Raw genomic sequence first — 20,107 nt, 5'->3', positions numbered from 1 at the left:
AAGTGTATTATTTAGTACTTTGAGCAACATTATTCTTAATGTATTAATGATTTTATTTATGAAAAATATTATAACTACTTTAATCCTGTTATTAACGGTATCAATATATGGTCAAAAGACCATCGATTTCCCATCCAAAGATGGTCTTGTAATAACGGCAGATGTCTATGATACCAAAGATAGTGATCAATTTATTATTCTATTTCATCAGGCAGGATGGAGCAGAGGAGAATATCTTGAAATTGCACCAAAACTGAATAGTTTAGGGTATAATTGTATGGCAGTAGATCAGCGATCTGGAGGTGCTGTAAATGGAGTGAAAAACAAAACAAAAGCATTAGCCCAAAAGCAAGGAAAACAAACAGAATTTGTGGATGCTTTTCAAGATATAGAAGCTGCAGTAGATTATGTAAAAAAGACGTATAACCCAAAGAAGATTATTATTTGGGGAAGTTCTTATTCTTCAGCACTGGTCCTAAAATATGCAGGAGACAATCCTGAAGCAGTACAAGGAGTATTATCTTTTGCTCCAGGAGAATACTTCGGAAAGAAAGGGTTTATTACTAAAAGTGCTGCCAACATTAAGGTTCCAGTATTTATTACTTCTGCTCAAAATGAAAAAAAGAATTGGTCAGGAATATATGAAGCAATTCCTGAAGGTAAAAAACAATCTTTTCTTCCAGAAACAAAAGGGAATCACGGATCAAGAGCACTTTGGGATAAGTTTTCTGATAGTGATGCGTATTGGGTAGCAGTAAAAGGATTTTTAAAAACGATATAAGATTATTATGTAAAAAGTAAAGAGCCTGATGCTTATAAGGTATCAGGCTCTTTGTATAATAGATAGATTATTTTTTATGCTTCTTCCATATAAGCTTCAATAGGAGTACATGTACAAATAAGGTTTCTGTCACCATATGCATCATCTACACGCCTTACTGTAGGCCAGAATTTATTTTCTGCAATATATGATAACGGATATGCAGCTTGCTCTCTACTATAAGGGAAATCCCAATTATCAGCTGTTAACATCGCCATGGTATGTGGTGCGTTCTTCATCACATTATTAGGATTGTCTGCATTAGCATCAGCAATTTCTTGACGGATACTAATCATTGCATCGCAAAAACGATCTAGTTCAGCCTTGCTTTCACTTTCTGTAGGTTCAATCATAATTGTTCCTGCAACAGGAAAAGAAACTGTAGGAGCATGGAATCCATAATCCATTAAACGCTTAGCAATATCAGTTACTTCAATTCCATGTGCTTTAAAAGGACGACAATCTACGATCATCTCATGAGCTGCACGACCACGTTCACCAGAGTATAAAGTACTGTAATGACCACTCAATCGTTCTTTGATGTAATTAGCATTAAGGATTGCATATTTTGTTGCATCTTTAAGACCATCTGCACCTAACATTGTAATATAACCATAAGAAATTAAACACGCTAATGAAGATCCCCAAGGTGCTGCAGAAATTGCTGTAATTGCCTGATCTCCTCCTGTATTTATTATTGGATTACCAGGTAAAAACGGAACAAGTTGTGCCGCTACACAAATAGGTCCAACTCCAGGACCGCCTCCTCCATGAGGGATTGCAAATGTTTTATGTAAGTTTAAGTGACATACATCCGCTCCAATAGCACCAGGATTGGTTAATCCTACTTGAGCATTCATATTAGCACCATCCATATATACCTGACCTCCATTATCATGGATAATCTGTGTAATCTCTTTAATAGCAGATTCGTATACTCCATGAGTAGAAGGGTAGGTAACCATTAAAGCAGACAGGTTATCCTTATGCTTCAATGCTTTTTCTCTAAGATCTTCAACATCGATATTACCTTCTTCTGTAGCTTTGGTTACAACTACTTTCATTCCTGCCATTACTGCAGAAGCAGGATTGGTTCCGTGTGCCGAAGAAGGAATCAAACAGATATTTCTGTGATGATCTCCTCTAGATTCATGATATGCACGAATCACCATTAACCCTGCAAATTCTCCTTGTGCTCCAGAATTTGGTTGTAAAGAGGTTGCAGAAAACCCAGTGATTTCGGTTAGCTGATCTTCTAATTTTTTTAGTACCTCTTGATATCCTTGTGCTTGTTCTATTGGAACTAATGGGTGAATGTTACCCCATTGAGGATCACTTAACGGAAGCATTTCGGATGCAGCGTTAAGTTTCATCGTACAAGAGCCAAGAGGAATCATAGAGTGATTTAAAGAAAGATCTTTACGCTCTAATTTTTTGATATAACGCATCAACTCTGTTTCAGAATGATGTGTGTTGAATACTTCGTTGGTTAAGAATTCAGTATTTCTTTTAAGATTATCGGCAATGTTTCCTAAAGTATCAATCGTGTTGATAGTGATACCTTCTTTTGCTACTGTTTTAGCAAAAATAGATACGATAGCATTTAGATCAGTAATTGTAGTTGCCTCATTCAAAGAAATCGAAACCGTTTCAGCATCTGGATAGTAGAAATTTACTTGGTGAGCTTCTGCAATCTCTTTTATCGCTGTTGCATTTGCTTTGATTTGAATGGTATCAAAATAAGCTGTATTAGTTTGCTCAAAACCTAATTGTTCTAAAGCATTACTTAGCGCCTGAGCAGAAGCATTTACCTTGGTGGCGATGTATTGTAAACCTTCTTTACCGTGATATACTGCATACATTCCTGCCATTACTGCAAGTAACACTTGGGCGGTACAGATATTAGACGTAGCCTTGTCACGTTTGATATGTTGCTCTCGTGTTTGTAATGCCATGCGCAATGCACGATTGCCATTCATATCTTGTGTAACACCGATAATTCTACCAGGGATATTTCTTTTGTATTCTTCTCTGGTTGCAAAATAAGCTGCGTGTGGTCCTCCATATCCTAAAGGAATCCCGAAGCGTTGTGTTGTACCTACTACTACATCCACATCAAAACTACCTGGAGATTTTAATGATACAAGACTTAGGATATCAGCCGCTACTGCTACTTTGATTTCTGCTTGATGCGCTTTCTCAACGAATTCAGCGTAATCATATACTTGTCCTGAAACTCCTGGATATTGGAGAATAGCACCATAAAAACCAGTTGAAAAATCAAAGTTTCTATGATCACCTACTACCAATTCTATATCCAATGGAATAGCTCTGGTCTTTAACAGAGACAATGTTTGAGGTAATATTTCTTCCGAAACAAAAAACTTTCGAATGTTTTCTTTTTTCTGTGCTCTTGATCTTACAGCAAACAACATTGTCATTGCTTCTGCTGCTGCAGTACTTTCATCTAGTAAAGAGGCATTAGCAAGTTCCATTCCTGTAAGATCACAAACCATAGTTTGATAATTTAACAGAGCTTCTAACCTACCTTGTGCGATTTCTGCTTGGTAAGGCGTGTATGCTGTATACCATCCTGGATTTTCCAGAATATTACGTTGGATAACTGCTGGCAAGCATGCTTCATGGTATCCAAGACCAATATAGGTTTTGAATACCTTATTTTTAGCAGATAATTGCTGTATATGCGCAGAGTATTCTTGTTCACTCATTGCGTTGTCTAAATGCAAGGAGTTTTTTAATAAAATGTCATCAGGAACTGTTTCATAGATCAATTGATCCATAGAGTCAGCCTTGATTGTGTCTAACATATCAGTTAGATCCTTTTCTGAAGGACCTATGTGACGTAGCTTAAATGAGTCAGTTTTCATAGCGAAAAGCAGTTGAGATTGAAAGCGCAAAAGTACATATTTAATCCATAAAACTTTCACAATAAATTAACCTAACCCTACCAAGTTTTTAACCAATTTAGACTGTTATTAACAGATACCCCTAAATTTATAGTGTGAAAACCTTAAAAAGCGTATTTAATTTTTATATCTATAGTAGCATTCATGTGGCTTTAGCTATTGTTGCTTTGGTGAAGCTTACTTTTCTGAAATTCGAAATTTTAGGAGATAATACGTACCTGTATTTCAGTTTTGTTAGCGCTATTGTAGCTTATAACTTTGTGAAATATGCTAATGTTTCTAAATTATATCATAAGAAATTAACTAAATCCATTACGGGCGTCAAAATATTGACCGGTATTTGCGTGGTCATATCAGTATATTTTGGTTATCAAATGTCGATTGATATATTGTTATATATAACACCTTTTATTTTGTTGACATTATTATATGCAGTTCCAGTTTTTCCCAATAAGAAGAATCTGAGAAGTATAGCTGGGATTAAAATTTTTATTATAGGACTTGTTTGGACAGGAATTACGGTATTGATACCAGTTATTTATTCTGAAGGAACATTGGATTTTGATAAGATTATTGAGATTATTCAGCGATTTTTATTTATTGTAGTGATCATGTTGCCTTTTGAGATAAGAGATTTACAATATGATGGACGAGAATTAGAAACCATACCACAACAAATAGGAATTACGAGAACCAAAGTTTTTGGAAGCATTTTATTGACTGTTTTTTTGATACTAACGGCCATAAAAGATGAGCTTTCTTCTGCAGAAATTTTAAGTTCTGTATTGGTAACTATTATTACATTACTGTTTTTATGGGGTACTGAAAAAAAACAATCGGAATACTTTTGTTCCTTTTGGGTCGAAAGTATTCCGATAATGTGGTTAATTATATTGGTTATGTTACAAAGCCTATTTGGCTAGTTTCTCACGCATACGTTCTTTCATCTCTTCTTTTTTAGAAGGATCAATTACTTGCACATTAGATTTTTTAATTGCTTTTGTGAGTTTACCATTCCTCTTAGAATATGCTCTTGTTACTTTGCAATAAATTAATCTAATATTTAATTTGATTATTTCCAGTATGGACGCTTCTCCATATTGATTTTTGTCGCAGATAAATTTTGCCTGCTCACAGGATACTAATAAACTATTACTTGTCTTCATTATAATTATTAAAATACTTTTACTTGGGGCTTTTGTTGTTTTTATTGTTCAGACATTTTTTTCTTTAATTGTTCCTTCATGGCATCTTTTGCCGATTGATTAATACTTATGACCTTAGGGTCTTTAAATAATTTAGTTAGTTTCGTGTTCTTAGCCGAATATTTTCTACAAGCCTTACAATAAATTAAATGAATATTTAATTTAATTTTTTCCCATAAAGAGGCTTCTCTATACTGATTTTTATCGCAAATGTGATTGGCGTTTTCACAACTTACAAATATTTTGTTTTCTGTACCCATTATAATTAGAACCAATTTTTTTCCAGGCATTCAGCCATCGCAGTACGTGCACGATGTATGATTACCCATAGATTAGACGCAGTAATATCAAATTCATTACAGATTGCTTCTGTATCAAACCCTTGAATTGTTTTCATTTTGAAAATACGAGCTTGCTTCTCAGGTAATTTACCAATACAGTTGTGAATGGCAACTCCTAATTCTGTGTTTTCAATCTCGTTTTCGGCATTCTGATCAAAGGGGTCAGCTACTCTTTCTTCTAACCAATCTCCTTCGCTCTCACCGTCATTTACATAATTTATACGTACTTCAGCTTTTCCTTTATTACTATTTATTTTTCTATAATGATCAATTATTTTTCTTTTTAATATCGAAATTAGCCAAGTTCGTTCACTCGCTTCTCCCTTAAAGTTTTTCATGGATTTAAGACCAGCAAAGAATGTTTCTTGCACTAAATCCTGTGCAATCTCTCTGTCATCAACTCTAACTATCGTATAATTAAATAGGTAGTCGCTGTATTTATCTATCCACGAATTGGGGTCTATTGTGTTTGTTGACATAGTTTATGAGCTCTTTTCCTCAAAAATAGGATAAAAAGTTGAATATGGTTATATAGTTTAACGAATGTGTAATACTTGTCTAATCTTCAGAAAATTAAAAACCCTTGATAAACTTATATATACACTCCTTTTTATTCAAGTTTCAAATAAAATAAATCAATGATATTTCCCTAAAATATTACTAAATGATGTACTACTATAGAAAACATTAATAATGGATGTGAAAGCAGATTTAATACCTGCTTTGGTTTTTATTGTTAGAAATGACTACAAAATACCTTTAACTGGGTATGTTTTTGGTATGATTATGATTTTATGTTTGTGCATATCAAGTAATCTAAAAAAACAGTCATATGAAAAAAATTACACTACTCTTAGCAATTCAATTTGTGTTTTTATGTAAAATACAAGCGCAAGAAGTCGAAAAAGACTTTGTTCCTTATTATGTAAAGGATGGAAATGTAGAATCATTCGAGCGTAAAGGCGCTAAAATCGAAGCCAAGGCCATAGGTTTTGGGTATGGAGGAGTAAATCAATATCTCACTATTTTTAATAGTAAGTACTCTGATGTTAGGTTTAAATCTGGTGATACACCAAAATTTATCATGTCCTTAGAAGAAGGAACAGATCCTTTGGATTTGGTAATTATCACGAAAGCAGATGTCGTAAAGAAACGAAAAAAGTATAGAAGATTTATACAGAAAGGTAACTCTATGGGTGGCGGGAATAAGGATATTAGTCAGCACCTAATCTTTCCTGAATTAAAAAAGATTGAAGGAAATCTCTATGAGATTATTTTACCAGCATCTTTAAGTCCTGGAGAATATGCTTTTCAACCAATATATAAAGGAAAAGAAGCTAATAATATTATGGCTACTTCTGGAGCAGTACGAATATATTGTTTTGGGATCGATGGGTAACCTTATGTAATATAACAAAATTAACAATATACCTGGAAAGTGTGTAACTCTATTGATCTTGAATAAGCTAAAAAATATTAGTGATAAATGACGTTTACTAATAAGCTTTGCCCGAATGCCCACGAAGGTAAATTCATAGTATAGAGAATAGCTTTTCGGGTACATTGTTAATTTTAAAAACGAGCTCTGTTTTCTGTATGTCGTTTTAAGAATCGATTTCTAGTTAAGAGAAATTTGACAAGGTATCTTTTTAAAACTAATCGATCGAAAATTTTCCCAAAAATACTATAAGGAGTCTGATATTCTAAGACATCGATCATTTCTGTTCCTGTTGAGGTTTTCCTAAAAATGTGTTGATGCTTGAACCTCACAAAATGGCCTTGTATCATTTTATCAACAAAAAAAGTTGGATACCTTATAGAGGTAATTTTGCTCTGATGTTTTAGATACATTCCAAAATGTTTTCCTTTCCAGGTAACAGTTTCATATAATTTAATTACACCAGATACAGTTCCAGCAATTGCTTTTTCTTTAGTTTTTTCGGCAGAATTCATATGGAGATCTATGTTTCTTGCTGCATCAAAAACCATGTTAATCGGAGCGTTGATCGAAGTATTCAGAAGAATTTTAGTCATCATCAAGAGGTTAAATCGGTAATTGTATTTGTTAGATCGGCATACCTAAATTGAAAATTATTTTCTTGCAGCTTTTTAGGAATTACATTTCTGCTTTTTAGAATTAACTCTGTTTCTGTTTTAATGATACCAGCACCAATTTCTAATAAAGGCTTAGGTAAGGGGATTCCAAAAGGAATACCAACCGCTGTTCTTAGTGTTTTCATAAAACTACTATTGTCTGAAGGTGTTGGAGAAACGATATTAATAGGACCTTCTATTGTTGGGTTTTTGATTATAAACTCTAAACTTCTAGCGAAATCGGTTTCATGAATCCAACTAAATTTTTGATCTCCTTTCCCTTGTTTGCCGCCAAACCCCGTTTTTACTAAATTTAAAATTGGTTGTAGTGCACCTCCATTTTTACCTAAAACGATTGAAGTTCTCAGTGCTACTTTTCTGGTTTTTGGTGTTTGTTGAGAAAAGAAAGCATGTTCCCAATTGGTTGCTACGTTTACAGAAAAACCTGTGCCAATTTCACCAGATGTTTCATCCATTTCCTGATTCATAGAATGTCTGTAAATGGTTGCTGTAGATGAATTCAACCAAGTTTTAGGCGGATTTTTACATTCGGAGATAGCTTTGCCTAAAATAGCTGTAGAGGCAATTCTAGAAGAGAGGATAAGATCCTTATTCTTTTGATGATACCTACAATCCACCGATTTTCCTGTCATGTTAATGAGTACATCTGCATCATTTAGTTCACTTTTCCATGTGTTTAGAGTTTTAGCATCCCAATGGATATAATTGATATTCTCGATAGATTTGTTACCGCCTCGAGTTAGAATTACAATGGTTTCAACTTTATTTTTGAAATGATCGATTAGAATGTTTCCTAAGAAACCAGTTCCTGCTGCTATGACTAGTTTTTTCATGATTTTTAAGATTTACAATGGGTTTGACTAACTGAGGCTTATCAAATAGAGAAAGCTATTTTTCTGCAGTTATGATATAATATCCAAAACTTTTCATATGCAATCCCGATAGTAATGCAAATAAAGAGCCTTTTAGGTTTTTCCAACTTTGAGGTTTTAGTGTCTCTTTGCTAAAAAGTTTCTTGAAAATAAAGCCAGTTATAGCAAATGGAACATGTAGCACAGAAGGTGCAACTCTAAAAGAAATATCTTCGATTTTTACATTTTTAAAGCCAGTTTTTTCTAGAGATTTTTTAACCTTCTGAATGCTTCCTAAACCTTCTAGACTCCAACCTTTACAGAGTTGGTTGTAGCAATAATGACTTCCTGGACATAATTGCTCTGCATCTTTTTTAAGAAAAGCATCTGCAATGACTAGCTTAGCAGTAGGTTTAAGAATTCTATATGCTTCTTCAAGAGCTTCGATGCTATGACCAGAGTGACATAAACTTTCGATAGCATATGCGCTATCAAAACTATCAGAAGGGAAAGAAGTTTTACAATAATTTTCTTCCAAAATTAAGCCATTCATTTGTTGTAGCCTTTTATTCCCTTCACGAACTTGAAATGGGGAAAGCGTTACTCCGATAATATGCAGACGAGGATATTTTCGTAATCCATATTTAATAGTGCCACCGATACCACAACCTAGATCTGCAACTACGCCATGTTGTTTATTAAAACGTAATCGGTTAAATACTTGATTATTCATTTCATTAAGCATAGTATCTCTTTTAAAGAGTGTAGTCTTAAACGGAATGTAATACCCAAAATGCATATTAAAACCTTTACTCCAGAATTCGTAATCTTCTGTAGCTTCATCATAGAGTTCAATAAGGTTTTCTTTATTAGATTTTTTGAATCTGATTTTATGTAGTAATGGAAATGTAGTGTTCATAATGCTAGATTTTTTAATTAATACCGAAGAATCCTATGCAATTGTAGATGCACAATAAGGAATATACTATTGCGAATAATACGAATAGACAGTTCATAAAGTAACTACCGATTTTAAAAATTGGTTTTTGAGGGATCTCATACATTGGGTAATAAGCAATCTGCGTGAGCACTTTGCCAACCCAATATGCAGCAATTAATCCTGTAAGTGCAATGGCTAATTCTGATTGTTCTTTAAGCTGATCGGTAATAAGAATAGCAATAAGTCCGAAAGAAAAGTTTAATCCTTGAATATACCTTCCGTAGGTTTTCGCTATTTCCTGATTCAATGGCTTTAGTTGTTTTACATCATTGTACCAATCAAACACTTTGTGTCTAATGTATGGATAGATAAGTGCTGTAAATATCTGACCAATGCCTCCTATTATTATGATCCAATTTGGAATATATAGTTTCATGTAGTATGTTTTTAGTTATAAAAAGAAGGTTTGACATCTATTGCTACTTGGCATTTTTTGATACGATAGGTTATATAGACAAAATATGCTGCGATAGACATGGGAACAACAGTTAAATAAATTAGAATGAAAGATGTGTTTCCAATATCAGTAAGTAGTATAAGACCATATGTAATTACTAAAAGAAAATATGATCCGAGATGTATTTTATTTTTTTTACTAAATGAGTTCCAGTTGAAGAGCATATTTAAGGCAATAATGATCTGAATAAGTCCAAGTAAAACCTGTGCTAATAATCCAAAATATACAGTTATATATAATAGTAATGTGATGATAAAACTCCATTTGTTAACCTTGTGTATTGTTTTCATAATTTTAATAATTTAAAACTTTCAATAATTTTTGAAACTTATTTTGAAAAAGAAAAGGAATTACTTCCTTACTTTTTACTGTTGGGATTTAGTATCTATTTAATCAATTTCATTAATGTTTTTGTAATCCAGTTAGATTCTTGATTTACAATCTTATTCATCATCGTATCTGCACTGTCGGCAAGTTCATATAATGCTTTGGTTTGTTTAATAAGTTCTTCTGTCTTTTTTGTCCCATCTCCTTCAATACGCGATACTTCCCTTAATACTTTAATAACTGGTTTGATTTCACGTCTACTTCGCTCTTTAGCTACTTGTCTGGCTAGTTCTTGCACATCTTTTTCAGAAGCAAAATACTCTTTACGTTCACCAGGTTTACTTTCTTTAAAAACAATCCCCCAATCCATTAATTGACGTAAATTCATACTCGTATTTCCTCTAGAGATCTGTAGCTCTTCCATGATATCTTCCATAGAAAGTGGCTCTGGTGAGATCCATAATAAAGCGTGAATCTGGGCCATTGCTTTATTAATACCCCACAAAGTACCTAATGCTCCCCAAGTGGATATAAATTTATCTTTTGCTTCTGTGTAATTCATAGGACAAATATACTATAAATTTTAAACTTTCAAAAATTATTGAAAGTTTAATTTGAATTAATTATGTTAAAACCGTAAACTAACAGATGTTAGTACAGTTGTTATTTTGCGGATAAGCCACTTTGGTGAATGCTTGATTTTCTGTAAGTTAGGATACTAACACAAATTCATTAAAAATGAAAAAATTCAACCTAATTATTTCGCTAGTATTGCTATGCTTATTTTGTAGCAATATGTATGCACAAAAACCATCGGATATGTTCTATGCAACGATGGAAACCAAGGATGCGATAGGGCTTCTTAAGGATCATCCAGAGGATATCCGGATTATCGAATCTAATAATGGTTACAGTGCGGTAATGCTCAGTGATGAAGCAGCGCATGAATTACATCACAAGGTTTTAGTTCATGGTCCTGGTTTTATCTACGAGAGCTCTAAGAAAAAAGCTATTTCTGCAATACAACAGAGAAGGTTATCTCAGAAACTCGCTGGTGGTTTCTCAATTACTCAAGATCAACTGGTAAGACAAAGTCTTGATTTAGTAAACAATTTGAATATTGCAAATCAGATTCAGGAATTAGAAAACTATGGTACACGTTATCATACAAAGAGTAGTGCTACACAAGCGGTGGTAGATCTTAAAACTAAATGGGAAAACCTTGCTGGTGGAAGAAGTGATGTGTCTGTTCGACTTGTAAATCATACTAGTACAAATATGCCTTCTTTAGTAATGACTATTACAGGAAGTGAAAAGCCTGATGAATTCGTAATCATTGGCGGTCATATTGACTCTACATCTGGCGGTAATAATAACGATGCTCCAGGAGCCGATGACAATGCATCGGGAATTGCTACAATTACTGAAGCAGCCAGAGTATTGTTTGATATGAATTTTAAGCCAAAAAGAACTATGGAGTTTATGGCTTACGCAGCAGAAGAAGTGGGATTAAGAGGTTCTAGAGAAATTGCAGAAGATTATCGTAATAGAAATGTAAACGTAGTTAGTTATATGCAACTAGATATGACTAATTATAAAGGGTCTACAAATGATGTATATGTATCTACAGATTCATATAATGACGATACATTAAATGACTTTTTGATGGAGTTAATGGACTATTACAATGCTTCAGGGACACATAGAATTACCTACGGAACTTCGCGATGTAACTACGGGTGTTCTGATCACTATAGCTGGGCGCAAGAAGGATATGATGTAGCTTTTCCTTTTGAAGCCACTTTTAATCAAAGTAATCCAAACATTCATACCACTAGAGATACTTTTGATAGATCTCCAACTCCTAATGCTACGCATGCAGCTAAATTTGCCAAATTAGCTTTAGAATATCTTATTGAAATTTCTAATGGAGTAGACAATGGCGGTGGAGACGGAGATGTTTGTGTTGATACAGTAGTTAACTATCCGTATCAAGAAGGATTCGAAGGTTCATTAAACGGTTGGTTACAGGATGTCGACGATGACATGGATTGGGTAAAGGATGCAAATGGTACTCCATCAAATGGTACTGGTCCAGGTAGTGCAGTCGAAGGTTCTTATTATATGTATGTAGAAGCATCGGGTAATGGTTCTGGATTCCCTAATAAAAGAGCAAACTTGTTTTCTCCTTGTCTTCAGTTAGATGGGTTGTCTTCTCCAGCCTTAAGTTTTCAATATCATATGCAAGGTGACAATGTAGGGAGTTTTTCTGTTGAGGTTACCGAGGATCGAGTAAACTATACGAGCGTATTTAATAAAACTGGATCTCAAGGAAGTAGCTGGAATACAGCAAATATTGACCTTTCTTCTTATATAGGAACAACTATCTGGTTACGATTTAGGGCCGTTACAGGAAGTAGCTGGCAAGGAGATATCGCTATTGATAAATTAGAGATTAAAGAATCTACTGGCGATCCAGATCCAGATCCGGACCCAGATCCATGTGTAGCTTTAAATTTTAATGATTTTACAATCACAGGTTTTTCTAATCAGGATTCAGCTGGTGACTTCTCTGTAGTGAGTAGTGGATCTGGATTGTCGATGCAAAATAATACGTGGAAATATATTTCTTTGAATTATACGGTAACTGCTTCTACGGTATTAGAGTTTGATTTTAATAGCACATCTCAAGGAGAAATTCATGGGGTAGGTTTCGAAAATGATAATAGTTTAACATCTAGTCGATACTTTAAGGTACACGGGACTCAAAACTATGGAGTAACAAACTATGATAATTATACCAGCGGTACTACAACTTATACCATTCCTGTTGGAGATTTTTATACAGGTGCAATGGATCGATTGGTATTAATCAATGATAATGATGCGGGAAGCGGAAATACTTCTACGTTCTCTAATGTGAAAATTTATGAAGGATCTTGTACAAGAGCTGCAACTTCTGTAGTGAATTTTGGAACAAAAACACCAATATTGGGTGATGAAGATGAAATTGATGGATCTTTTATTACAATAGCACCTAATCCTACCAATGATAGTTTTGTTCTAAATGTTAGCGGAACGAACAGTAAAAATATTACAGCTACTGTATATACGATTCTAGGAAAACAAGCATCTAAAATTGAGCTAAATCCAGGAGCAAATAATATTTCTGCTAGCAGTTTATCATTGAGAACAGGAATATATCTGATACGAATAGAAAGCGAAGGAGAAAAACTTGCAGTAAGAAAATTAGTAATTCAATAACCTTACATTGAAATACTAATATGGAACCATAACCTAAAAAGGTGCTTCAAAACTGAAGCACCTTTTTTTGTTTATTCCTTTATAGATGTATTACTCTTTAATCAATCCAGCACGTTTTAATAGTGCTTCTGGTTTTGGTTCTTGTCCACGGAAACGTTTATATAATGTCATTGGGTTTTCTGTCCCTCCTTTAGATAAGACATGATCCTTAAACTTGGTACCGATTTCTTTATTAAAGATTCCTTGTTCTTTAAAATACTCAAAAGCATCAGCATCCAATACTTCTGCCCATTTATAAGAATAATACCCAGCAGAATAACCTCCTTGGAAAATATGAGAAAAAGAAGTGCTCATACAATTATCTTGTACATCAGGATATAAAGAAGTCCCCGCAAAAGCCTTCTTTTCATGTGCTTTTACATCCTTAATATCGCTAGGGTCTTGTGCGTGCCATGACATATCCAGTAGCCCAAAGCTCAGTTGTCTCATCGTAGACATACCTTCCATAAAATTAGCAGACTCCTTTATCTTTTGTACCAACTCCATAGGAATCACTTCGCCTGTTTCATAATGTTTAGCAAATAAGGTTAAAGCTTCTTTTTCGTAGCACCAGTTTTCTAAAACCTGACTAGGTAGTTCTACAAAATCCCAATACACACTAGTTCCTGATAATCCTGGATAAGTAGTATTAGCTAACATGCCGTGTAACGCGTGACCAAATTCATGAAATAAGGTAGTTACTTCATTAAAAGTTAATAATGAAGGTTTACTTGGAGTAGGTTTGGTAAAATTACAAACTATAGAGACGTGTGGTCTTACATTGTTTTTATCTTTTACCATTTGCGGTTTGTAAGATGTCATCCACGCACCATTTCTTTTTCCTGGTCTTGGGTGAAAATCTGCATAAAAAACCGAAATAAAATTACCTTCAGTATCAGTAACGTTGTATGTTTTTACTTCTTCGTGATATTTGTCAACTTGATCCGTTTCTTCAAACTGTAATCCAAATAAATTAGAAGCAACCTTAAAAACACCATCAATAACATTTTCTAACTTGAAATAAGGTTTCAGTTTTTCATCATCAAGATCAAAAAGTTTTTGCTTTAACTTTTCTGAATAATAGGCACCATCCCATTTTTGTAGTTGATCAATTTGATCTAATTCCTTAGCAAAACTTTCTAATTGTTTGAATTCTCTTTGTGCCGCAGGTTTCGCTTTTTCTAGAATTTCATTTAGAAAAGAGAATACCTTTTCTGGAGTTTTAGCCATACGCTCCTCTAGCACATAATTTGCGTGGGATGTATACCCTAAAACTTTAGCACGTTCATGTCGTAGTTTGGCAATTTTAAGAACGATATCTTGATTATCTAATTCATCCCTATGAAATCCTTTAGACCCAAAGGCCAGCGCTAGCTTCTTACGTAGTTCTCTATTATCTGCATAGGTCATAAAAGGAATATAGCTCGGGTAATCTAGAGTGATCATCCATCCTTTTTTCTCTTTAGATGCTGCAAGCGCTTTTGCTGCTTCTTTAGCTCCATCGGGTAAACCAGCCAAATCTGATTCATCAGTTAATAGCATTTCAAAGTTATTGGTCTCAGCCAACACATTCTCTCCAAACTTTAACCCTAATTGAGAAAGTTCTTTATCAATTTCTCTTAATTTATCCTTTTGATCATTAGGTAAGTTTGCACCATTTCTGGAAAATGACTTGTATCTTTTTTCTAATAATGTTGTTTGTTCTGGAGTAAGATCTAGTTCATTCTTTTGATTGTATACTGATTCTATTCTCTTAAACAGGTCTACATTTAAAGCGATGTCATTTCTAAATTCAGAAAGTAATGGAGACGCTTCTTGTGCAATCTTCTGGATTTCTTCGTTAGTTTCAGCACTATTTAAATTAAAAAATATGCTTGTTACGCGATCTAATAATTCTCCACTATAATCCAGTTTTTCTATTGTATTTGAAAAAGTGGGTGTTTCGGAATTTGAAACAATAGTATCTACTTCTTGCTTCGCAATGGTAATCCCATTTTTGATAGCTGGTAAGAAATGCTCAGATTTTATTTGAGAAAAAGGAGCGAGATCAAATGATTCTAATAATGGATTTTTCATTATCTAATGATGATTTTCTTTTATATAATATGTTCGATTATCGAAAAAGTGTGTTTTTTGTCGATAAATGCTGTGTAATAGTACCTCAATTTTGACTGAATCATATGGGATACAAATACATTTGTATAGGTTTATTAGTATTGGTCTGAATAAAGAAATTACTACAGTATTGTAATCAGGGGTATGGATATCAATATGTATTCTTTACTAGGACCAAATATATCGAAAGAGCTACAATAATTGTAGCTCTTTTTTTTCTATTTTGATTAAAAAGTCTACTATCATAATAGAGAATTGTACTAAATGTATGGTTTTTCTACGGTAAAAAACACCAATTCAAATCGATTTAATGCATTTAATCGACAAAAATCGATTTTTATCGAAAATGTTAATAAGTTTTGACAGATAATTATTGCGTAATTAAAGTAAGGGTTTACCTTTGTGTTAGGTTTTAAGAGTATGGTCTTACGATGAATTTTTTGTGTAATATATTTAAGTTGGTTAATAAATATTGTTATATTCTATTGTAAGACCTGATATTGGAAAGAGCCACTGAGGAGTGGCTCTTTTTTTTGTGCTTTATTTTTTTGAATTATTTCTTTATTTTTTTTGCCCCCTCAATTACCTTTTGTTTTAAGCCTTCTTTATATACGAGTATTTTATCCAGTACACAGGTGTCAGATGTTCCTACAATTTGAGCAGCAAGAATGCCAGCATTTAATGCACCGTCTAGGGCAACTGTAGCCACGGGAACTCCTCCTGGCATTTGTAAAATGGACAATACAGAATCCCAGCCATCAATAGAATTTCTTGATTTAACAGGCACTCCAATTACGGGCAGTGGTGATAGCGAAGCTACCATACCAGGAAGGTGAGCTGCTCCTCCAGCACCTGCAATGATTACAGATATTCCTCTGGTATGAGCATTTTTAGCATAATCAAATAATTTTTCTGGTGTACGATGTGCCGATACGATGTCAACTTCTACTTCGATATCAAAACCTTGCAGAATGTCTATTGCTTGTTCCATTACAGGCATATCACTCGTACTTCCCATTATTACTCCTACTTTGCTCATGATATTATAATTTCTTCTTTTTTAGTTATAAATTTTACTGTACAATAATTTGATACCACAATATGGTAATCTTTTCGAGCTTATTTACTTACTACTTTTATAGTTTTCTTTACTTTTTCAGCTATTTTTCTTGCCTCAGCGATGTCTTCATTCACTATAGTAACATGTCCCATTTTTCTAAAAGGTCTGGTTTGTTTTTTACCATAGATATGAGGAGTAACCCCTTTCATTTTCATAATAGTATCGATATTCTCATAGACTACATTACCATTATGTCCTTCTGCACCCACAAGATTAACCATAATACCCGCTAATTTACTTTCGGTTTCTCCTAATGGAAGATCCAGTATAGCTCTTATGTGTTGTTCAAATTGATTGGTGTAACTTGCTTCAATACTATAATGCCCACTATTATGGGGTCTTGGAGCAACTTCATTTACGAGGATGTTATCATCTTTTGTTTGAAACATCTCTACCGCCAGTATTCCTACGTGTTCAAAAGCTTTTGATACTTTTTCGGCAATATTTCTAGCTTTTTTGGCGATTCCTTCGTCTATCCGTGCTGGACAAATTACATATTCCACTTGATTAGCTTCTGGATGAAACTCCATTTCTACTACTGGATAAGTTTTTACTTCGTTTTTAGGATTACGAACAACAATTACCGCTAACTCGTTTTTAAAATCGATCAATTCTTCAGCAATACATTCTGTGTCAGGAAGTCTTGCGATATCAGCACCAGTCCTTATAATTGAAACTCCTTTACCATCATATCCACCTTGTGTACTTTTCCATACAAAAGGTAGTTTTACTTTGTTACTGGTAATTCCTTCTGCTAAATGAGCCTTATTTGAAAATTGCACAAATCCAGCAGTTGGAATTTTTTGCTCTTTATAGAATAGCTTTTGCCTTCCTTTATTCTGAATTTTCTCTAAGGTTTTCGAATCTGGATATACTTTCTTTCCTTCTCTTTCTAATCGAGCTAAAGCTTTAATGTTTACTGTCTCAATTTCGAAAGTAAGTACATCCACTTTTTTTCCAAAATTATATACAGTATCATAATCCATAAGATCACCTTGCTGAAAATGATCACAAGCAATTCTACATGGGGCATCGGGGTTGGGGTCTAGAACATAGGTACAGATATCATATTTTCGGGTTTCATAAAGCATCATTTTGCCTAATTGACCACCACCTAAGATACCTAACTTAAATTCTGACGAAAAATAGTTTGTCATTTTTGGAATAATAAAACGGTCCGTGACCGCAAAAATAATTTTTTAATAAGTAAAAACCACAATATTAGACACTAAATGCAATAGATAACTATCTTAAATCTTATTTGTAATCACTATCTTTGCCGCTTTAAAAACAAAATGGGTGTCGTGATGACCTCTAAATGCAATGATTACATTACATGATTTACAATTTACTCCGTTTATTGCCGAGGAAAAGATAGCCAAGGCGATAGATGTATTAACGGATAAATTGAATAAAGATTTATCAGACTCCAAGCCACTTTTTATTGGGGTGTTAAATGGTGCATTTATGTTTGTGTCTGAAGTATTAAAACGCTTCAATCATGATTGCGAAGTAAGTTTTGTAAAACTAGCGTCATATGAAGGCACCAAAACTACTTCGGAAGTACAAGAACTCATAGGATTGAAGGAAAATATATCAGGAAGAACTGTAGTTGTTCTCGAAGATATAGTAGATACTGGCAGTACGATTGTAGAATTAACAAAAATGTTTAAAGACAAAGGATGCAAAGAGGTAAGAATTGCTACGTTGTTTTTTAAACCAGAAGCATATACAAAAGAAATCACTATAGATTATATAGGGATGGAAATCCCAAATCGATTTATTGTAGGATTCGGATTAGACTATGACGGTTTAGGTCGTAATCTTACAGAAGTTTACCAATTAAAACGCAACAACATGACAAATTTAGTGTTATTCGGACCTCCAGGAGCAGGAAAAGGAACACAAGCAGAAGTTTTAAAACAAAAATATGATCTTGTACATATTTCTACAGGAGATGTATTTAGATATAATATAAAAAATGCAACCGAATTAGGAACACTAGCTAAATCATATATTGATAAAGGGCAATTAGTACCAGATGAGGTAACCATCAACATGTTAAATGCTGAAGTGGATAAAAATCCAGATGCTAAAGGCTTTATTTTTGACGGGTTTCCTAGAACCGAAGCTCAAGCTAAATCATTAGGAGAATTATTGTCTTCTAAAGGATCAGAAGTAAGCGCTATGGTAGCATTAGAAGTAGATGATGAGGTGTTGGTGCAACGTTTGTTAGAAAGAGGGAAAACATCGGGAAGACCTGATGATGCTGATGAGAATGTGATTCGTAATCGTATCAAAGTATATTATGATGAAACGGCTATCCTTAAAAACTACTACCAGAAAGAAGAAAGATATTTTGGAGTTGATGGAGTAGGAGATATTGATGAAATTACTGTGAGATTAAGTTCAGTAATTGATAAATTGTAATTGTTTTTATTAGGTAATGATGAAAATCGTACCGATGATAACAAAATGATGAATTTGAAAAGGTTCTAGCGATGCTAGAATAAGAGTTAAGATATTATGACAGAAGGAAATTTTGTAGATTATGTAAAATTACACGTAACTTCCGGAAACGGAGGAAAAGGATCGGTACATTTACATAGAGAAAAATATATAACCAAAGGAGGTCCTGATGGAGGAGATGGCGGACGAGGAGGTCATGTTATTATTCGTGGGAATCCTAATATGTGGACCTTGTATCACCTTAAATTCAAACGTCATTTTAGAGCAGAACACGGAGGACACGGAAGTAAAAACAGGAGTAGTGGATCAGATGGAGAAGATGTTTATGTAGATGTTCCTTTGGGAACAGTAGTTAGAGATACAGAAACTCAGAATATTCTTCATGAAATTACTGAAGAAGGGCAGCAAATTGTAATTGCCGAAGGAGGAATGGGAGGTCGTGGAAACTGGCACTTTAAAAACTCGGTAAACCAAACTCCAAGATATGCTCAGCCAGGAATCGAAGGACAGCAATACGATATTACATTAGAATTAAAAATATTAGCAGATGTAGGATTGGTAGGATTTCCTAACGCAGGAAAATCTACGTTACTATCTGTAATTACCTCTGCAAAACCAAAAATTGCGGATTACGAATTTACTACGCTAAAACCAAATTTGGGAATTGTAGAATATAGAGATTTTCAAACTTTTGTGATGGCAGATATTCCTGGAATTATTGAAGGAGCTGCAGAAGGAAAAGGTATTGGACATCGTTTTCTTAGACATATCGAGCGTAATTCTACTTTATTATTTTTAGTTCCAGCTGATGCTCCTGATATTAAAGAACAATATGAAATTCTGTTAGATGAACTAAGAAGGTATAATCCAGATCTCTTAGATAAAGAGCGATTGATAGCGATCTCTAAATGTGACATGTTAGACGATGAGCTTAAAACAGAACTTAAAGCAGAACTTGATGAACAATTAGATATACCTTATTTGTTTATCTCTTCAGTAGCTCAGCAAGGATTACAGGAGCTTAAGGATAAACTTTGGTTGATGCTTAATGACTGAT

The 20,107-nt window shown here is 33.9% G+C and carries 19 protein-coding genes; 6 read left to right on the top strand and 13 right to left on the bottom strand.

The window, feature by feature from the left end:
- The first annotated feature begins 58 nt into the window (after positions 1-58).
- On the top strand, positions 59-781 hold the full coding sequence (locus QBK95_RS04325) for an alpha/beta hydrolase (protein WP_280930945.1): 723 nt from the start codon (positions 59-61) through the stop codon (positions 779-781).
- A 74-nt stretch (positions 782-855) separates the two neighbouring features.
- Here the strand turns inward: QBK95_RS04325 and gcvP are convergent, their stop codons facing one another.
- On the bottom strand, positions 856-3,708 hold the full coding sequence (gcvP, locus tag QBK95_RS04320; RefSeq protein ID WP_280930943.1) for an aminomethyl-transferring glycine dehydrogenase: 2,853 nt from the start codon (positions 3,706-3,708) through the stop codon (positions 856-858).
- 134 nt (positions 3,709-3,842) lie between these two features.
- Here gcvP and QBK95_RS04315 point away from each other — a divergent pair, with 134 nt between their 5' ends.
- Positions 3,843-4,670, top strand: coding sequence for a UbiA prenyltransferase family protein (locus QBK95_RS04315; RefSeq protein WP_280930941.1), 828 nt, complete (start codon positions 3,843-3,845; stop codon positions 4,668-4,670).
- On the opposite strand, the gene QBK95_RS04310 is transcribed toward QBK95_RS04315, so the two are convergent.
- From QBK95_RS04310 to QBK95_RS04300, 3 genes are read right to left on the bottom strand one after another with little or no spacing between them, the layout of a single operon-like run.
- Positions 4,659-4,913: a hypothetical protein gene (locus QBK95_RS04310; protein WP_280930939.1), complete on the bottom strand. Its 255-nt coding sequence runs from the start codon at positions 4,911-4,913 to the stop codon at positions 4,659-4,661. The two genes, QBK95_RS04315 and QBK95_RS04310, sit on opposite strands and share 12 nt — an antisense overlap.
- Positions 4,914-4,954: 41 nt before the next feature.
- A complete protein-coding gene (locus QBK95_RS04305) occupies positions 4,955-5,212 on the bottom strand; it encodes a hypothetical protein (RefSeq protein WP_280930937.1) in 258 nt (85 codons plus the stop codon).
- Between the two features lie 5 nt (positions 5,213-5,217).
- Positions 5,218-5,772, bottom strand: a complete 555-nt coding sequence (locus tag QBK95_RS04300; protein ID WP_280930935.1) for a sigma-70 family RNA polymerase sigma factor — start codon at positions 5,770-5,772, stop codon at positions 5,218-5,220.
- A 353-nt stretch (positions 5,773-6,125) separates the two neighbouring features.
- Here QBK95_RS04300 and QBK95_RS04295 point away from each other — a divergent pair, with 353 nt between their 5' ends.
- Positions 6,126-6,692, top strand: coding sequence for a hypothetical protein (locus tag QBK95_RS04295; protein WP_280930933.1), 567 nt, complete (start codon positions 6,126-6,128; stop codon positions 6,690-6,692).
- A gap of 173 nt (positions 6,693-6,865) precedes the next feature.
- Here QBK95_RS04295 and QBK95_RS04290 read toward each other — a convergent pair whose 3' ends face one another.
- From QBK95_RS04290 to QBK95_RS04265, 6 genes are all read right to left on the bottom strand, one after another.
- On the bottom strand, positions 6,866-7,327 hold the full coding sequence (locus QBK95_RS04290; protein WP_280930930.1) for an SRPBCC family protein: 462 nt from the start codon (positions 7,325-7,327) through the stop codon (positions 6,866-6,868).
- Between the two features lie 2 nt (positions 7,328-7,329).
- Positions 7,330-8,241, bottom strand: a complete 912-nt coding sequence (locus QBK95_RS04285) for a TIGR01777 family oxidoreductase (RefSeq protein ID WP_280930928.1) — start codon at positions 8,239-8,241, stop codon at positions 7,330-7,332.
- Positions 8,242-8,296: 55 nt separating this feature from the next.
- On the bottom strand, positions 8,297-9,178 hold the full coding sequence (locus tag QBK95_RS04280) for a methyltransferase domain-containing protein (protein WP_280930925.1): 882 nt from the start codon (positions 9,176-9,178) through the stop codon (positions 8,297-8,299).
- A 13-nt stretch (positions 9,179-9,191) separates the two neighbouring features.
- Positions 9,192-9,635: a hypothetical protein gene (locus tag QBK95_RS04275; RefSeq protein WP_280930923.1), complete on the bottom strand. Its 444-nt coding sequence runs from the start codon at positions 9,633-9,635 to the stop codon at positions 9,192-9,194.
- An 11-nt stretch (positions 9,636-9,646) separates the two neighbouring features.
- A complete protein-coding gene (locus QBK95_RS04270) occupies positions 9,647-10,006 on the bottom strand; it encodes a hypothetical protein (protein WP_280930922.1) in 360 nt (119 codons plus the stop codon).
- A gap of 95 nt (positions 10,007-10,101) precedes the next feature.
- The gene (locus tag QBK95_RS04265; protein WP_280930920.1) at positions 10,102-10,605 is read right to left on the bottom strand and encodes a GbsR/MarR family transcriptional regulator; all 504 of its coding nucleotides are present in this window, start codon (positions 10,603-10,605) and stop codon (positions 10,102-10,104) included.
- A gap of 176 nt (positions 10,606-10,781) precedes the next feature.
- On the opposite strand from QBK95_RS04265, the gene QBK95_RS04260 reads away from it, so the two are divergent.
- Positions 10,782-13,307, top strand: coding sequence for a M20/M25/M40 family metallo-hydrolase (locus tag QBK95_RS04260; RefSeq protein ID WP_280930918.1), 2,526 nt, complete (start codon positions 10,782-10,784; stop codon positions 13,305-13,307).
- Positions 13,308-13,397: 90 nt separating this feature from the next.
- Here QBK95_RS04260 and QBK95_RS04255 read toward each other — a convergent pair whose 3' ends face one another.
- The 3 genes from QBK95_RS04255 to QBK95_RS04245 form a co-directional block, all read right to left on the bottom strand.
- On the bottom strand, positions 13,398-15,422 hold the full coding sequence (locus tag QBK95_RS04255; protein WP_280930916.1) for a M3 family metallopeptidase: 2,025 nt from the start codon (positions 15,420-15,422) through the stop codon (positions 13,398-13,400).
- A gap of 592 nt (positions 15,423-16,014) precedes the next feature.
- Positions 16,015-16,500 carry a 5-(carboxyamino)imidazole ribonucleotide mutase gene (gene purE, locus QBK95_RS04250; protein ID WP_280930914.1) on the bottom strand — a complete coding sequence of 162 codons (486 nt, stop codon included), beginning with the start codon at positions 16,498-16,500 and terminating at the stop codon, positions 16,015-16,017.
- A gap of 80 nt (positions 16,501-16,580) precedes the next feature.
- On the bottom strand, positions 16,581-17,738 hold the full coding sequence (locus QBK95_RS04245; RefSeq protein ID WP_280930912.1) for a 5-(carboxyamino)imidazole ribonucleotide synthase: 1,158 nt from the start codon (positions 17,736-17,738) through the stop codon (positions 16,581-16,583).
- Between the two features lie 166 nt (positions 17,739-17,904).
- On the opposite strand from QBK95_RS04245, the gene QBK95_RS04240 reads away from it, so the two are divergent.
- On the top strand, positions 17,905-19,011 hold the full coding sequence (locus tag QBK95_RS04240) for an adenylate kinase (RefSeq protein ID WP_280930908.1): 1,107 nt from the start codon (positions 17,905-17,907) through the stop codon (positions 19,009-19,011).
- 96 nt (positions 19,012-19,107) lie between these two features.
- Positions 19,108-20,106 (top strand): GTPase ObgE, encoded by a 999-nt coding sequence (gene obgE, locus QBK95_RS04235; RefSeq protein WP_280930905.1) that lies wholly within the window; start codon positions 19,108-19,110, stop codon positions 20,104-20,106.
- The last annotated feature ends 1 nt before the right edge of the window (position 20,107 follow it).

The organism is Aquimarina mycalae (assembly GCF_029906345.1).
GTDB lineage: Bacteria > Bacteroidota > Bacteroidia > Flavobacteriales > Flavobacteriaceae > Aquimarina.
Note: the sequence above shows the minus strand (reverse complement) of the source record. Positions and strands in the feature narration are given on the sequence as shown.

What these genes read in the sequence shown, in the direction of transcription:
- QBK95_RS04265 (WP_280930920.1), bottom strand. Translation starts at nt 10,605, where the DNA reads ATGAATTACACAGAAGCAAAAGATAAATTTATATCCACTTGGGGAGCA.
- QBK95_RS04240 (WP_280930908.1), top strand. Translation starts at nt 17,905, where the DNA reads ATGATTACATTACATGATTTACAATTTACTCCGTTTATTGCCGAGGAA.
- QBK95_RS04300 (WP_280930935.1), bottom strand. Translation starts at nt 5,772, where the DNA reads ATGTCAACAAACACAATAGACCCCAATTCGTGGATAGATAAATACAGC.
- QBK95_RS04280 (WP_280930925.1), bottom strand. Translation starts at nt 9,178, where the DNA reads ATGAACACTACATTTCCATTACTACATAAAATCAGATTCAAAAAATCT.
- QBK95_RS04325 (WP_280930945.1), top strand. Translation starts at nt 59, where the DNA reads ATGAAAAATATTATAACTACTTTAATCCTGTTATTAACGGTATCAATA.
- QBK95_RS04285 (WP_280930928.1), bottom strand. Translation starts at nt 8,241, where the DNA reads ATGAAAAAACTAGTCATAGCAGCAGGAACTGGTTTCTTAGGAAACATT.
- QBK95_RS04270 (WP_280930922.1), bottom strand. Translation starts at nt 10,006, where the DNA reads ATGAAAACAATACACAAGGTTAACAAATGGAGTTTTATCATCACATTA.
- QBK95_RS04310 (WP_280930939.1), bottom strand. Translation starts at nt 4,913, where the DNA reads ATGAAGACAAGTAATAGTTTATTAGTATCCTGTGAGCAGGCAAAATTT.
- obgE (WP_280930905.1), top strand. Translation starts at nt 19,108, where the DNA reads ATGACAGAAGGAAATTTTGTAGATTATGTAAAATTACACGTAACTTCC.
- QBK95_RS04295 (WP_280930933.1), top strand. Translation starts at nt 6,126, where the DNA reads ATGAAAAAAATTACACTACTCTTAGCAATTCAATTTGTGTTTTTATGT.
- QBK95_RS04260 (WP_280930918.1), top strand. Translation starts at nt 10,782, where the DNA reads ATGAAAAAATTCAACCTAATTATTTCGCTAGTATTGCTATGCTTATTT.
- gcvP (WP_280930943.1), bottom strand. Translation starts at nt 3,708, where the DNA reads ATGAAAACTGACTCATTTAAGCTACGTCACATAGGTCCTTCAGAAAAG.
- QBK95_RS04290 (WP_280930930.1), bottom strand. Translation starts at nt 7,327, where the DNA reads ATGACTAAAATTCTTCTGAATACTTCGATCAACGCTCCGATTAACATG.
- QBK95_RS04255 (WP_280930916.1), bottom strand. Translation starts at nt 15,422, where the DNA reads ATGAAAAATCCATTATTAGAATCATTTGATCTCGCTCCTTTTTCTCAA.
- QBK95_RS04245 (WP_280930912.1), bottom strand. Translation starts at nt 17,738, where the DNA reads ATGACAAACTATTTTTCGTCAGAATTTAAGTTAGGTATCTTAGGTGGT.
- QBK95_RS04305 (WP_280930937.1), bottom strand. Translation starts at nt 5,212, where the DNA reads ATGGGTACAGAAAACAAAATATTTGTAAGTTGTGAAAACGCCAATCAC.
- QBK95_RS04275 (WP_280930923.1), bottom strand. Translation starts at nt 9,635, where the DNA reads ATGAAACTATATATTCCAAATTGGATCATAATAATAGGAGGCATTGGT.
- purE (WP_280930914.1), bottom strand. Translation starts at nt 16,500, where the DNA reads ATGAGCAAAGTAGGAGTAATAATGGGAAGTACGAGTGATATGCCTGTA.